The organism is Vibrio sp. R15-SG3-ISO1A, from assembly GCF_059833955.1.
The window spans coordinates 1-13,521 of record NZ_JCBDGH010000030.1; the positions used below are offsets into that span (position 1 = coordinate 1).

The 13,521-nt window shown below is 48.1% G+C and carries 13 protein-coding genes; 12 read left to right on the forward strand and 1 reads right to left on the reverse strand.

Annotated elements, in window-relative coordinates; all coding sequences use genetic code 11:
- Nucleotides 1-152: 152 nt before the first annotated feature.
- The 12 genes from AC6R0L_RS03285 (at nt 153) to AC6R0L_RS03340 (ending at nt 11,416) form a co-directional block, all read left to right on the forward strand.
- Nucleotides 153-1,514 (forward strand): type II and III secretion system protein family protein, encoded by a 1,362-nt coding sequence (locus tag AC6R0L_RS03285; protein WP_500628211.1) that lies wholly within the window; start codon nt 153-155, stop codon nt 1,512-1,514.
- Nucleotides 1,514-2,026 (forward strand): hypothetical protein, encoded by a 513-nt coding sequence (locus tag AC6R0L_RS03290; RefSeq protein WP_500628212.1) that lies wholly within the window; start codon nt 1,514-1,516, stop codon nt 2,024-2,026. The genes AC6R0L_RS03285 and AC6R0L_RS03290 overlap by 1 nt, the downstream gene beginning before the upstream one ends.
- Nucleotides 2,026-3,261: a CpaE/TadZ family protein gene (locus tag AC6R0L_RS03295; protein ID WP_500628213.1), complete on the forward strand. Its 1,236-nt coding sequence runs from the start codon at nt 2,026-2,028 to the stop codon at nt 3,259-3,261. The genes AC6R0L_RS03290 and AC6R0L_RS03295 overlap by 1 nt, the downstream gene beginning before the upstream one ends.
- Nucleotides 3,258-4,532, forward strand: coding sequence for a TadA family conjugal transfer-associated ATPase (locus AC6R0L_RS03300; protein ID WP_500628214.1), 1,275 nt, complete (start codon nt 3,258-3,260; stop codon nt 4,530-4,532). Before AC6R0L_RS03295 ends, AC6R0L_RS03300 begins: the two co-directional genes overlap by 4 nt.
- Nucleotides 4,533-5,438 carry a type II secretion system F family protein gene (locus tag AC6R0L_RS03305; protein ID WP_500628215.1) on the forward strand — a complete coding sequence of 302 codons (906 nt, stop codon included), beginning with the start codon at nt 4,533-4,535 and terminating at the stop codon, nt 5,436-5,438. It abuts the gene before it with no gap.
- A gap of 32 nt (nt 5,439-5,470) precedes the next feature.
- Nucleotides 5,471-6,274, forward strand: a complete 804-nt coding sequence (locus AC6R0L_RS03310) for a type II secretion system F family protein (RefSeq protein ID WP_500628216.1) — start codon at nt 5,471-5,473, stop codon at nt 6,272-6,274.
- A complete protein-coding gene (locus AC6R0L_RS03315; RefSeq protein WP_500628217.1) occupies nt 6,274-7,023 on the forward strand; it encodes a tetratricopeptide repeat protein in 750 nt (249 codons plus the stop codon). The genes AC6R0L_RS03310 and AC6R0L_RS03315 overlap by 1 nt, the downstream gene beginning before the upstream one ends.
- Nucleotides 7,010-7,501, forward strand: a complete 492-nt coding sequence (locus AC6R0L_RS03320) for a TadE/TadG family type IV pilus assembly protein (RefSeq protein WP_500628218.1) — start codon at nt 7,010-7,012, stop codon at nt 7,499-7,501. The genes AC6R0L_RS03315 and AC6R0L_RS03320 overlap by 14 nt, the downstream gene beginning before the upstream one ends.
- Nucleotides 7,488-8,093, forward strand: a complete 606-nt coding sequence (tadF, locus tag AC6R0L_RS03325; RefSeq protein ID WP_500628219.1) for a tight adherence pilus pseudopilin TadF — start codon at nt 7,488-7,490, stop codon at nt 8,091-8,093. The genes AC6R0L_RS03320 and tadF overlap by 14 nt, the downstream gene beginning before the upstream one ends.
- Nucleotides 8,080-9,642, forward strand: a complete 1,563-nt coding sequence (locus tag AC6R0L_RS03330) for a hypothetical protein (protein ID WP_500628220.1) — start codon at nt 8,080-8,082, stop codon at nt 9,640-9,642. The genes tadF and AC6R0L_RS03330 overlap by 14 nt, the downstream gene beginning before the upstream one ends.
- A complete protein-coding gene (locus tag AC6R0L_RS03335) occupies nt 9,639-10,292 on the forward strand; it encodes an OmpA family protein (protein ID WP_500628221.1) in 654 nt (217 codons plus the stop codon). Before AC6R0L_RS03330 ends, AC6R0L_RS03335 begins: the two co-directional genes overlap by 4 nt.
- 233 nt (nt 10,293-10,525) lie before the next feature.
- Nucleotides 10,526-11,416 carry a LysR family transcriptional regulator gene (locus tag AC6R0L_RS03340; RefSeq protein WP_500628222.1) on the forward strand — a complete coding sequence of 297 codons (891 nt, stop codon included), beginning with the start codon at nt 10,526-10,528 and terminating at the stop codon, nt 11,414-11,416.
- A gap of 51 nt (nt 11,417-11,467) precedes the next feature.
- Here AC6R0L_RS03340 and tkt read toward each other — a convergent pair whose 3' ends face one another.
- The gene (tkt, locus tag AC6R0L_RS03345; RefSeq protein ID WP_500628223.1) at nt 11,468-13,459 is read right to left on the reverse strand and encodes a transketolase; all 1,992 of its coding nucleotides are present in this window, start codon (nt 13,457-13,459) and stop codon (nt 11,468-11,470) included.
- Between the last annotated feature and the right edge of the window lie 62 nt (nt 13,460-13,521).

Here is a 13,521-nt window from a genome sequence, read left to right on the forward strand (position 1 = left end):
ACCCTGGCGCAACGCACCATGTATCTCGAAGTCTATAAAAGCCACGAGGCGAAGCTCGCACCGACGACCTACGTCAGTGACATCATCGATAACTATACCGGTGTGATCGAAATTCGCGGTAGTCAGGGCAGTCAACGTGGGGAAGTGTACTAATGTTGAATTCGATAACACGCACAGCGGTGCTTAACGCAGCTTTATGTTGTGCCGCCGTTGCCAGTACGTCTCTATGGAGTTCGCTCGCGAACGCCGACTACTATGTGGCGGTCGATGATGCGAGCCACGTTAAGGTAGAACGTGAGTTAGGGACGGTATTTATCACAAACCCAGACATCGCGGATTATTCAATCAGCGGCAATAAGTCGATCATCTTTTACGGCAAACAGGTGGGTCAAAGCCGCTTTATTGCCTACGACAAGCAGGGGAAAACCATCTTAAATGCGATGATTCGTGTTGATGTTGGCTTAGATATGGTGCGCACGCAACTGAGAAAACGCTACCCACACTTAGCGATCAAAGTGACCTCACATGGTGACCAAGTGATTGTGGAAGGGGAAGTGAGTTCAGAGAAAGAGCGCGATGGCATCTATCGCTTAGTCGCCGATTTGCTTGGTCGTCAAGCGGTACCGCGCTTTGTGAACACCAGCGAAACTGAGCTGCCCGATAGCAATCTGAACGAGCAATCTTGGGTCAATTTTTATCGCAACTACCGATATGAAGGGATCATTGAGCAGTTGGTGATGCAACAGCCATCTCAGATCAACGTCAAAATCTCAGTGGCGCAAGTTACCCAAGGGTTTCAAGAGTCGTTAGGGGTTAACTGGTCCTCATTCGGTGCCGGTTTTGGTGAGTTTGTTATCCAAGATTTTAAAGCGGACAAACTGACCACCATCATCAATGCGATGGGCGATGACAACATTGCTCAGGTGCTTGCCGAGCCCAACCTCACTGTGATGTCGGGTGAGTCGGCGAGCTTTTTGGTCGGCGGTGAGTTCCCAGTCATCTCATCGAGCGATGGTAGCACCAACATCAGCTTTAAAGAGTATGGTGTTAAGTTAGAGCTTTCCGCCAAGGTACAAGACAGTGACAACATCCGTTTGCAGTTGGCGCCTGAAGTGAGCGCGATAGACAGCATCATCCGCGCCAATGGCATAGTGGCACCGCAATTAAGTCAACGCCGCGCGATGACGACCATTGAACTGGGTGACGGCGACAGCTTTATCTTGGGTGGATTAATGAGTTCGGACGATTTCGAGCAAGTCAGCAAAATCCCCATGCTGGGTGATATTCCTGTGCTTGGCGCAGCGTTTCGTAATGCCAGTACGACACGCAAAAATACTGAATTAGTCATCGTGGCGACAGTGAATCTTGTTAAACCAACCTCGCCTTATGAGGTGGTCTTGCCCCGTATTGAGCCTTCAAGCACGTTGCATCGCCTGTTTAATTTGCCACCTAGCGCCAGTAGCCCAGAGCAAGAGCGTTCGATCAAGCTACTTAACCAAGGAGGCTTTTACTGATGAAACTCATCTTAACCTTATTGGTGATGGCGGCGGTGACTGGCTGTGCCGATCGCGCTCAGCCAATCACAGGCAGTGAAGCGGCGCTCAGCACTCAAACCCACACCATGACGGTGCAAGCGCGCTCAACCACAAGCTCTGCTAAAGAGAAAAACCGTCAGGTAGCACGCGAACTAGAGCAACTGATAGAGCAGTATCACCAGCAAGCACCGAACACATCGCACAACGCCGTCACATGGCATGTCGCCTATGGAAAGGAGCTCGCAAGCGCAGCGCGCAGTGCGCAAAAAACGCTTACGCACTATCAGGCAACAGCGCAACTGGAAGAGCGCGCAACTCTTCAGGGCAAAGTGACGCTGACGGTTGTGACGCAAACGCTGCATCTGCCTGAATGCCCGGCGTATGGTTTCAAGCAAACGGTGCGCATTTCTGGTTGCTTTGTGGAAAACAGCCGTGTCATCCAGACTCGTCATCTGGACGCATTAACCCCAGCTGCTAAAGAGGTATTTTGATGTTCGATCTCGCCAAAGCTGTAACGAAAACAGCTGAGCAAAAAGTACAAAAACAAGGCCCACGTTCGTCTCATCTGTTTTATCAAGATGAGGCGTGCCGTAAAACGGTTGAGAGCTGTTTTGTGTTTGAAGGGTGGAATGAACCGGTGAGCGTACGCTTATCCTCTTCGCAAAAACTGGACACCAAACAGCTCAGCGACATCGTGATTCTCGAGCTAACCCAGTCGGCAGATGTGATAGAAGACGCGAAACGGTTTGCGACCAAAGTGCCCAACCAGAAGGGTGTCATCGTCATTGGCACTGAAAACTCCATCACGACTTTACGTGGTTTAAAAGAGATGGGCTTTTACTATGTGTTTTGGCCGATCAACCGTGGCGAGTTCACACAATTTATCCGCCATGTATCAGCCAGCCAAGAGAAGTTTTTCGGTGTGAGTGAAAACCGCCGCGCCAAACGTGTCGCAGTGATTGGCGCAAAGGGCGGTGTGGGGGCCAGTTATGTGTCGACCTTTATCAGCAAAGTGCTAGCAGAAAAAGGCAGCCAATGCATTTTGGTCGATCACCACTATCGCAATACTAATATCGACATCTTTCTTGGCCTGAAACAATACCAAAAGCGCGACAATGATGAACTCAGTGGTCACATGTTCGACCTTGATCAGGAGAGCGCAGAAAACTACTTGACCAAAATTGACGAACACCTGTCTGTGCTCGCTTTGGAAGGCCAATCGACTATACAGGCGAACTACGACATCACCACGTCGGTGTGCGATTTGTTGACGCGGCGCGGAAATTTTATTGTCGAGGACTATTCGGCGGGCAATGGGGTGGACTATAAACTGACGGATCTGATGCGCAATCAAGACATCTTCGTGGTGGTACTGGATCCGAGTATCGCTTCGGTGCGCAGTGCAAAACGCATCATCGATGCGATTGCGGAACACAATGAAAGCAACATGGCCGAAAAACGCATAGTGATCGTGACTAATTGCCACAAGCCTGAAGGTGCTTTTGCGCTTTCGCGCAAAGAGGTGGAGCACTACCTCTCACGTAAGGTCGATCTCTACAAGCCGTTTGACAAAAAGCAAGTGCAGTCGATTTTAACCGGTCAAGTGCTGGCCGCAGAGAAGCGCCGCAGTGAATCGATCATTTCAATTGCAACCTTAATCCAAGGCGAGACCAAGTTCTCACGTCGATCGTTTTCTCAACGTATGAAAGCAGCTTTTAGCCGATGAACATCAATAAAGACATTTACCTGAATTTTCGCCACCAAATCTTTGAAGTTATGGATGCACAAATGATTGCCTCCATGGACAAAGAAGGCTTGCGAACTCAGATCAGCAACGCCGTTAATGCCTTGGCTGACAATCACTCACGCCCAGTCACAACAACCGTACGTGCTCAAATTATTAGAGGTCTGTTTGATGAGATCACTGGGCTTGGGCCAATTCAATCATTGATTGAAGATGACTCGATCACGGACATTATGGTGAACGGGCCAAACCAAATCTACTTTGAGCGTAAAGGGAAAATCCACAAGTCGGACATTACTTTTGTCAATGAGGCGCAATTGCTTGAGATTGCGAAACGTATTGCGAGTCGTGTTGGGAGAAGGGTCGATGAGTCGAGTCCACTGGTCGATGCCCGCCTGGAAGACGGTAGCCGAGTCAATATTATTATTCCACCTATTGCGTTAGATGGCTCGTCCATTTCCATCCGTAAGTTCCGTAAGCAAAGTATTTTACTCGAAGACTTAGTGGAGTATGACAGTGTCTCTTACGATTTGGCGAAGGTGCTGATGATCGCTGCTCGTTGTCGTCTCAATATCCTTATTTCTGGGGGCACTGGTTCGGGTAAAACCACGCTTCTCAACGTGATGTCTAATTTTATTGGTGAAGACGAACGCATTATCACCATTGAAGATGCGGCGGAGCTACAGCTTCAACAGCCTCATGTGATTCGCTTAGAGACACGTGCCGCGAGTATCGAAAATACTGGGAAAATCAGCCAACGTGACTTGATCATTAACTCGCTACGTATGCGCCCAGATAGGGTCATTCTTGGTGAGTGCCGTGGAGAAGAAGCGTTTGAGATGCTGCAAGCGATGAACACGGGCCATGATGGTTCGATGTCAACATTGCACGCCAATACTCCCCGAGATGCTATCGCTCGCGTCGAGTCTATGGTGATGATGGCGGGGCTCAACCAGCCAATTGATGCGATCCGCCGGAATATTGTTAGTGCGGTTCATCTCATCGTTCAGGTGAATCGTCTGCGCGATGGCTCGCGTAAGGTGACCAGTTTGAGCGAGGTAGTTGGCATGGAAGGTGACAACGTGGTGCTTGAAGAGATCTTTAGTTTCCAATATGCCGAAGAGCAATATGATGCTGAGCGTGTTCAAGGGAAATTTGTCACCAATGGCATTATGCAGCGCTCGGAACTGGTCAAACGCGCGAACTATTTTGGCCTGTACGATGAACTCATGAGTGCGTTTCGGGGGCGATAGATGGTGTATGTGATACTCGCCTTGGTTCTGGTTGCCGTCGCTGCCGTATTGATGCGCATTGAGAACAAGAAACTCAAACAAAACTACTTAACGGAACAGTTGACGACAGAAAACGAAGAGTCAACCGCAGTGAATCTGGCTCTACTCAATCGCAGTGGTTGGCAAGACTTTGTCTCGCAAAGTCGCATTGCGCTACAAAGCCAGTTTGGTCAACGTTACGTGTTGTACACCAGTCTGATCGTCGTGGGGCTGGTCTCGATATCACTCTATTTGCAGAGGTTGCTTGAGTTGAGTTCGCCTTGGATTGTATTTGCGCTACCGGCATTGGGTTTTGTCTACATGGTGTTTTGGTCTCGTTCAAAACGCCGCTCAGAGTTCGAGCAGCTTTTTCCTGATGCACTCAATATTATGATGAGCTCTATTACTGCGGGCGAGAGTGTTACCCAATCTATCATTTATGTGGGTAAAGCGCTTGATAACTCCATCGGCTATCAGTTTCGTGATATGGGGGAGCGACTCAAACTGGGAGAGCCCGTTGAGCAGGTTTTTGCTCGGGCGAATAAGTATTTTCCTTACCCTGTGTTTCTATTCTTTACCGTCACGGTTCGCGCCAATATTTCTCGGGGTGGGCAGCTCAAAAGTGTGATGGCAAAGTTGATTCGCGTGTTGGTGGACGCGCGAACCATGGAGAAAAAGAAGGGAGCGATGACGTCGGAAGCGCGGCTCTCAGCCAAGATCGTTGGATCGTTACCATTCCTATTTATGCTGCTACTGAGCTACATCAACCCCAAGAACATTGATTTTGTGCTCACCGATGAGAGCGGGCGTTACATCCTCTATTACGTTTTGATTAGTGAGGCGATTGGGATGTTTATTATTTGGTTACTGATACGCAGCGTGAGGTAAAGGTGGAGCTTTTATTCCTATTGGTACTTGCCATGTTACTCACGTTAATTTTGAGTGGTGTCTACTTTCAATTGGCCAAGAAGCGCCGAATTGAAATGTTTCTGCCACAAAAAAAAACCAGTCTTGTTGAACGTTTTCATGCTCTATTTGCTGATGAAGAGAAGCAAGATCTAGAAGATAAATTCATTGAAGCAGGTATTTATAACGTTCACCTCGCGCGTTTCTATCTTGCGGGCAAGGTTCTGGCGTTGGTTGCGGTCGGCATTGCGTTAATGTGGTCAGGTTGGTCTCTCATCGTTTGCACCAGTGTAGGGTTGGTGGCGCTGATTGTGATCATTGTGGGACCGGATGCCTATTTGTCATGGCGCAAAAAAGCGATCATCGCGCGCTGCTCGCGCCAGTTGCCCTATATGCTCGACATGATGGCGATTTGTGTCCAAACCGGCATGACGATTGAAGCGTCGTTAGCGTATTTGTCCGTTGAGCTAAAAGGCTTTGATAAAGACTTATGTTACCACATAAAAGTCACGTCAGATGCCGCCAAAGTGAAAGGGTTAGCTAAAGCGCTCTATGAGCTTGGAGAGCGCATACCCACCAACGAAGTACGCAGTTTCACCATGATGCTTATCCAGAATATTCAGTTTGGTACTTCGATCGCACAGGTGCTATCCGAACTCTCGGAAGATATGCGCAAGCATCAGTTGCTCACGGTGGAAGAGAAGATCGGTAAGCTCGCGGCCAAGATGAGTATCCCACTGATTCTATTGATTATGTTTCCCATTGTTGTGCTGATTTTGGCACCTGGATTTATGATGCTGCTAAAAGGAATGTACTAATGAGAGCCTGGTTAACGATATCAGTGTTACTGACATTGATTGGGTGTGTGACCACTGAGCCTTTGGTCAATGAAGAGCAAAACTACCTCAATGCGGGCAACTATGCAGGTTTGATTGAAAAGTCCAAACGTGAATTGACCGCAAGCCCGGGTGATCCTGCGATCATGAATAAGCTAGCGGGCTATTACTACGAAATTGATGATTTGGAATCGGCGAGTTTTTACGCTGATCAGCTATTGAACTCAGAGGATCAACAGGCGTCATTGTGGTTCTTACGGGCAAAAATTGCAGCAAAACAAGAGCGCTACCCAGCGGCAATCCAAACGGCTCAGCAGGCAAAAACGATGGGCTATCAGGCGGCGGATGCCGATGTGCTACTTGGGATGGCATACAGTTTAACTGAGCAATACCCAGCAGCGCGTGAGTCGTTTAACCAAGCGCGTCTAAAAGGCTATGACGAGAAAGTTGTGAAAAACAACCTTGCGCTCACTTACTTGCTTGAAGGTGATTACCTAAACGCGTATCAGCGCTTTGAACGATTGCATCGAGAGTATCCGGCGGAGGACAAAATTAAAGTCAACTTAGCGATGACTTATTTGAAACTCGGTCAACACGATGAGGCGCATCATCTGCTCGGAACCACGCTCTATGTGAGTGATGAAAAGCCAGTCAACGCCATAGAGCCGACGCCTGAGTTAATCGTTGACTCCAGTGATGACAGAGAAGAGGGGATAGATGAAAACCAATAGCTCCCCTCATAAATATCAACGCGGTATCGCTACCATCGAGTTCGCTTTTGGCGCCTTTTTGCTGTTTTGGATCGTGTTCGCCTGCTTTGAGCTAAGCCGCTATTTCTACTGCATCAACTTGGTTGAAACAGCAGTAAGAGATGCGGCGAGAGATACGCGAGTCAGCGAAATGCACGAGTTGGGTGAGCAGTATGATGCGATGTACAAAGCGTTTTTAAACAACAAGCATCGAGTGTGGCGTTTTATGCTCGATGACATCGATATCGAGCGTAGTGAGATGCGATTTTATCAAAGCTTGGAGACAGTATTGGCCGACCACCCAACTGTCACCCCGAGGGCACCGTTCGCCAAGGTGACGGTTAGCGCAACTTATCATCCACTCTTCCTTTTGAGTGACTGGCTGACAATTGATATCAGACGCTCGGCATTTTTAGTGCAGGAACATGAGGGTTGGGGGCTATTAGATGGCACTTACTAGCAGACATAAAGTTCATCAAGCAGGCAATTTTTCTGTGGAGCTGGCGTTGGTGTTGGTGTTGGCGTGTGGTTTTTTTTACTTCGTTAGCGATCTCAGTGGTCAGTTGATTCGCCAATCACGCTTGGACACGGTTGCCTACACGTTGACCAATGTGATTAAAGAGCGCGATAGATTTTTTGAAGGGACCGCTTGGTATTGGTTGAACGAAAACAATGAATCGGAATATGAGCTGCTGGATCAATTGGCTTTGATGCTATTAAAGGGATCAGACAGCTTAATTACGCAGTCATCGGATTACGGTATTTCGTTTGAAGTTGCAATGGCAAGTGGGCTTTCGGGGATATATTGTCAGCGTCCAATCGGTCGCGATGCGATAGTTTGTGATTGGGATGGAGATGAGTGGTCAGAAGATCTTAAAAGTTTTGTGCCACAAGGTCACAACAAAGATGATGACGATCTGCTCTACGCGTATCGTGTCGCGATATCAATACAAACCACATCGATGTTTTCACGTTTCTTTGGCCAAGATGATCGGTTGACCCTTCGTTCATTTGCAATATTACCAGGGAGATTCTTTGATGATGAAGGTTAAACGTGCCTACCGTTCAAAAGCAAAACAGCGCGGTGCGGCAGGTATCTACTTAGGGTTAACCTTGATTCCTGTCCTGAGTATGACTTTCTTGGCCATCGAAGGGACGCGCTACGTGCAAACGCAAAATCGTCTAGGCGATGCGGCAGAGGCTGCGGCATTTGCCGTAGCGTTGCAAGCGAGAGGCACATCGCCAAGCAGTAACGACAAAGTCTTGAGTGAGTTTGCCAAACACTATTTTCGCGAGTACGTGCAAGATAGCCGCATTGATGATGCTGACTTTCTGTTGGAGGTGAAGCTCTCTAAAGATAACCCCGACCAAGGGTTGTACGACCAATATCGGGTTGATGTCAAAACGACTCACCAAAGTTGGTACTCGAGCGAGTGGATACCCAGTTTTCAACGTACTGAAAAGGTGGGTAATACGGCGATCGCTCGCAATTATCCAGAGTTGTTTGGGGGTAAAGAAGCGGATCTGATTTTTATTTCCGACTTCTCAGGATCGATGAACGAGAACAGACGGATTCAATCGCTAAAAAAGGCGATCAAAGATATCTCAACGGGGATTTTGTCGACCAATGATGGCGACAAAATGACCCACAGAATTGGCTTTATTCCGTTTAATCTGCGTACGATTGAGCGCCACGACAATACGCTCTATTGCAAAACCTATCTGGAATACAATCAAAAGACACCTACAGGCTTAGGTTATGCGTCGTTTGGGGAAGTGGATTGGATGACGTGGGCGTTGCAGTCACAGACCACAGCGAATCGTTGTGCGAGTAACAGCAGGAACTGTCCATCGGGTACGCAGCAATCGCACGCCAAAATGGCGCACTATATTTCGAGAAACAATTGGTTGGATGCAGATCAAGGATTGCCAGATAGGCTGCATTGGGTCGATTTAGATAAAACCTTAGTTTCTCTCTTTGATGAAGACAAACATGCCTACGCGGGAGATTTTAGAGCACAAGCGGCGAACTTATTTGGTTCTAGAATTGGTCTTTGTCTCAATACCGATAGCGCGGGTAAATGGGCCAATTTTGAGAGTATCGAGTTGACCGATAATCAGAGTGAGATTGATAAAGTGCAATCTATGCACGCCGCCGGCTGGACGAGCGCTTACCAAGGCATTTTGGGTAGCACCAAGATGATGATGCGCGGCAAGCCGAAAGATTTTGATCAATTGGAGGATGAGGATCAAGAGCGCTACAACAAACGCATCAAGATGTTTTTAATCATCAGCGATGGGCAAGAAAACCCTTGGCAGGACACACTAGAACAGCTAGTCGACAAAGGGATGTGTTCAAAGATGCTCGAATACTTTACGCATGATGAGGATGCACCGGCCTATATGGGGGTAATCGGCCTCGATTTCAAAGCGTCTAACCACAGAGCGTTTAAGAAGTGCGTGGGTGAAGACAATATTATTGATATCGATAATGCTGATGACTTACTTGAAGCAATTTTAGAGATGTTGCAATCCGGATCCGGCGGCGCGCAAAAGATGCAAACCAAACTTCACTATCGATTTTCTGAGGTTAACGAATGAACAAAATATACGGGATAGGCACTGCGAGCTTGTTTGTGATGGGCTGCGCTCAAACGCCCACCGCCCAGCCGCCACAGGTGGATCTGCACGCCAATCACAATGAGGTGATGCCGCGAGTGATCGCTTGTGGGAAGCGTGAAGTGATGGTCACTGAAACGATAGAAAGCTCACGCCAGGCTTGGGTGATGCACCGAACTGGCCAGTTGGTCAGTGCTGCTCACACCAATGATGGGGCAATCCATATGGACGTCAGCAAGACGAATACGCTCGTGCGCAACGAATGCTACGAATACGCAGACAGCCAAATAAAAGAGGGCGACGCGCCACTAGCGATCGTCTATTTTGATTTTGATAAAGCCACTTTAACCGAAGCATCGAAACAGGTGCTCGATCAGGTGTATCAGCAATTTAAAGTGCCAGCGCCTCGTCTGTCCATTGAAGGACACACTGATAATGTCGGTACGGCAGGTTATAACCATGCGTTGGGGCTCGCACGTGCCGAAACGGTCGCTGCGTACTTAATTCAAAAAGGGTACAACAAGGAAGAATTAAATACGGTAAGTTATGGTTTTGAAAGATCAATAACCCCGAATGATACACCAGAAGCGCGTGCGAAGAATCGCCGCGTTAATTTAGTTACCACTAATTAAGCTTCTCCATTTATAGGCAGTTGTAATGACCTGTCTTTTTTCCATTTGGCGTGGCTTTGCCACGCATTTTTTTTGTGGTCTTAAATCTCACTAATAATACAAATGGGAATAAAGCAATCGTTTATATGAAATTATTTTCACTAAACTATTGTGCGCTTGTTTTTTATGGGTAACTATTCCATATAAAACAAAAAGAAGTTCATAACGTAATACACTTATTGCCGGGGAAAGCGATGTCAGTAAATTTAGACCAGGTTGAAGCTTTTGTTGCTGCCGCAGATAGCGGTTCATTCAGTGCCGCTGCAAAAAAACTGGGTAAGTCTCAAGCCACGATTAGTGTGGCGATTCAAAACCTTGAAATAGATCTTAACGTGCAACTGTTTGATCGCTCGAAGAAGTTGCCGATTCTGACAGAGAGCGGTAAGCATGTGCTGCACCTTTCACGCGATCTATTAGAACAATCCAAAGCCTTTTTAGTCTCGGTGAGTAATGTTTCGAGTCGAGAAGCGCCATTGATCAATATCGGATTAGATCCGAAAATCCAAACGGAATGGGTGTTAAATCCATTGATTGAATATATGTCGATATATCAAGATAACAAAGTGAATATTATTCAGCAAAGCACGTTAGATTTACAAAAGAAATTATTTTGTGATGATTTGGATGCGGTAATCGGCACCTTTTTTGAGTTTGACTCAACCCTTTATTGTGATTATCCCATTACCGAAGTGCCTGCTAGTTGGTATATCAATCCCATCGTATGGGCCTTTAAAGATAAAGAACTGACGTTGCAACGAATGATAACCTCCGCATTGTTAACGCCGATGAATGCAACGGAGGATTTATTGGATGAAATTAAATACTGTAAGCGTCATATTCAAATAGAAAGTATCGATGGCTTGCTAAATAGTTGCGTGCAGGGGTTGGGGATCGCCTATTTGCCAGATCATGTAGCGAAAGAGCAACTTAATGAAGGGAAACTGATTAAACTGAGCTCTTTTGTCTCAAGAATCAACAGTGACCGCTGGTTGGTGTCGCTGCGGGTGAAACGCTCTAAAAGCCACCTCCCGGAATTGGACCTCTTAAAAGTGCTCTATCTCGATAAAACTTCTTTGGAATACTAAAAAGCCCCGCTATCACTAGCGGGGCATCGTTTATCACAGCTGAATCCGTCGTTAGCCGATCAGTGTTTTAGCTGTTTTCACCACGTTTTCTGTCGTGAATCCGAACATTTTGAACAGTTCGCCTGCAGGTGCGGATTCACCGAAGGTGGTCATACCGATGATCTTGCCGCCGAAGCCAACATACTTGTACCAGAAATCCGCAATACCCGCTTCGATAGCGATACGTGCGGTCACATCTGATGGCAGTACAGATTCGCGGTACGCAGCGTCTTGCTTGTCAAAGGCATCGGTTGATGGCATTGAAACAACACGCACTTTCTTACCTTCCGCGGTGAGCTCTGCCGCAGCGTTAACCGCCAGCTCAACTTCAGAGCCTGTTGCGATAAGGATAAGCTCTGGCTTGCCTTCACAATCTTTCAGGATGTAACCACCGCGAGCGATGTTCGCGACTTGCTCTGCGCTACGCTCTTGCTGTGCAAGGTTCTGACGAGAGAAGATGAGAGACGTTGGGCCGTCTTTACGCTCGATCGCGAGTTTCCAAGCGACAGCGGATTCCACTTGGTCACATGGACGCCATGTGCTCATGTTTGGCGTGAGACGTAGCGAGGCCATTTGCTCAACCGGTTGGTGAGTCGGGCCATCTTCGCCAAGGCCGATAGAGTCGTGCGTGTACACTTGGATGTTCTGAATTTTCATCAGAGCCGCCATGCGCATTGCGTTACGAGCGTATTCCATGAACATTAGGAAAGTTGCGCCGTATGGCACGAAACCACCGTGCAGAGCGATACCGTTCATGATAGCTGTCATACCGAATTCACGTACACCGTAGTGGATGTAGTTACCCGACGCATCTTCCGCAGAGACTGACTTAGAGCCAGACCACATGGTGAGGTTAGAAGGCGCAAGGTCAGCCGAGCCGCCTAGGAATTCTGGTAGCATAGTACCGAACGCTTCTAGCGCGTTTTGAGACGCTTTACGTGATGCAATGTTGGCTGGGTTCGCTTGAAGGTCAGCGATGATGGCGCTGGCTTTCTCTTCCCACTCGGCAGGTAGCTCACCGTTTACGCGGCGTTTGAATTCTGCTGCAAGCTCTGGATATGCAGCTTCATAAGCTGCAAGTTTCTCGTTCCACGCTGCTTCCTTAGTTGCGCCTGCTTCTTTCGCATCCCATTGCGCGTAGACATCTTGCGGAATTTCAAAAGGACCGTGCTCCCAACCTAGTTCTTTACGTGTCGCTGCAATTTCTTCAGCGCCGAGTGGTGCACCGTGACAGTCGTGTGAACCAGACTTGTTCGGTGAACCAAAACCGATGATGGTTTTCGTACAGATTAGAGTAGGGCGAGGGTCTGCTTTAGCGGCGATGATGGCGGCGTCGATCGCTTCAGGATCGTGACCGTCTACCGCTGGGATGACGTGCCAGCCGTACGCTTCAAAACGCTTCGGCGTATCGTCAGAGAACCAACCTTCAACGTGACCATCGATAGAGATGCCGTTGTCATCCCAGAATGCGATCAGCTTGCCAAGGCCTAGCGTACCCGCTAGAGAACAGGCTTCGTGAGAGATGCCTTCCATCAGACAGCCATCACCCATGAATGCGTAGGTGAAGTGGTCAACGATGTCATGACCCGGTTTGTTGAATTGCGCTGCGAGCGTTTTTTCCGCTAGCGCCATACCGACTGCGTTAGTGATACCTTGGCCAAGTGGACCTGTAGTGGTCTCGATACCCGGTGCGTAGCCATACTCTGGGTGGCCAGGGGTTTTAGAGTGCAGTTGACGGAAATTTTTCAGGTCGTCAATCGATAGCTCGTAGCCGCTAAGGTGCAATAATGAGTAAATCAGCATAGAGCCGTGGCCGTTTGAAAGCACAAAACGGTCGCGGTCAGCCCACTCTGGGTTTGAAGGGTTGTGGTTGAGGTGAGAGCGCCACAGTACCTCAGCGATGTCTGCCATACCCATAGGTGCGCCCGGGTGACCTGAATTGGCTTGTTGTACGCCGTCCATGCTCAGCGCACGAATGGCATTGGCTAAATATTTGCGATCCATAATAAATACCGACTAGTAGATGGTTTCTTAAAAAGATGTGAAGAGGGGAACGCAAACGTTCC

What these genes read in the sequence shown, in the direction of transcription:
- AC6R0L_RS03290 (WP_500628212.1), top strand. Translation starts at nt 1,514, where the DNA reads ATGAAACTCATCTTAACCTTATTGGTGATGGCGGCGGTGACTGGCTGT.
- AC6R0L_RS03335 (WP_500628221.1), top strand. Translation starts at nt 9,639, where the DNA reads ATGAACAAAATATACGGGATAGGCACTGCGAGCTTGTTTGTGATGGGC.
- AC6R0L_RS03320 (WP_500628218.1), top strand. Translation starts at nt 7,010, where the DNA reads ATGAAAACCAATAGCTCCCCTCATAAATATCAACGCGGTATCGCTACC.
- AC6R0L_RS03300 (WP_500628214.1), top strand. Translation starts at nt 3,258, where the DNA reads ATGAACATCAATAAAGACATTTACCTGAATTTTCGCCACCAAATCTTT.
- AC6R0L_RS03305 (WP_500628215.1), top strand. Translation starts at nt 4,533, where the DNA reads ATGGTGTATGTGATACTCGCCTTGGTTCTGGTTGCCGTCGCTGCCGTA.
- AC6R0L_RS03330 (WP_500628220.1), top strand. Translation starts at nt 8,080, where the DNA reads ATGATGAAGGTTAAACGTGCCTACCGTTCAAAAGCAAAACAGCGCGGT.
- AC6R0L_RS03310 (WP_500628216.1), top strand. Translation starts at nt 5,471, where the DNA reads ATGTTACTCACGTTAATTTTGAGTGGTGTCTACTTTCAATTGGCCAAG.
- AC6R0L_RS03340 (WP_500628222.1), top strand. Translation starts at nt 10,526, where the DNA reads ATGTCAGTAAATTTAGACCAGGTTGAAGCTTTTGTTGCTGCCGCAGAT.
- AC6R0L_RS03315 (WP_500628217.1), top strand. Translation starts at nt 6,274, where the DNA reads ATGAGAGCCTGGTTAACGATATCAGTGTTACTGACATTGATTGGGTGT.
- tadF (WP_500628219.1), top strand. Translation starts at nt 7,488, where the DNA reads ATGGCACTTACTAGCAGACATAAAGTTCATCAAGCAGGCAATTTTTCT.
- AC6R0L_RS03285 (WP_500628211.1), top strand. Translation starts at nt 153, where the DNA reads ATGTTGAATTCGATAACACGCACAGCGGTGCTTAACGCAGCTTTATGT.
- tkt (WP_500628223.1), bottom strand. Translation starts at nt 13,459, where the DNA reads ATGGATCGCAAATATTTAGCCAATGCCATTCGTGCGCTGAGCATGGAC.
- AC6R0L_RS03295 (WP_500628213.1), top strand. Translation starts at nt 2,026, where the DNA reads ATGTTCGATCTCGCCAAAGCTGTAACGAAAACAGCTGAGCAAAAAGTA.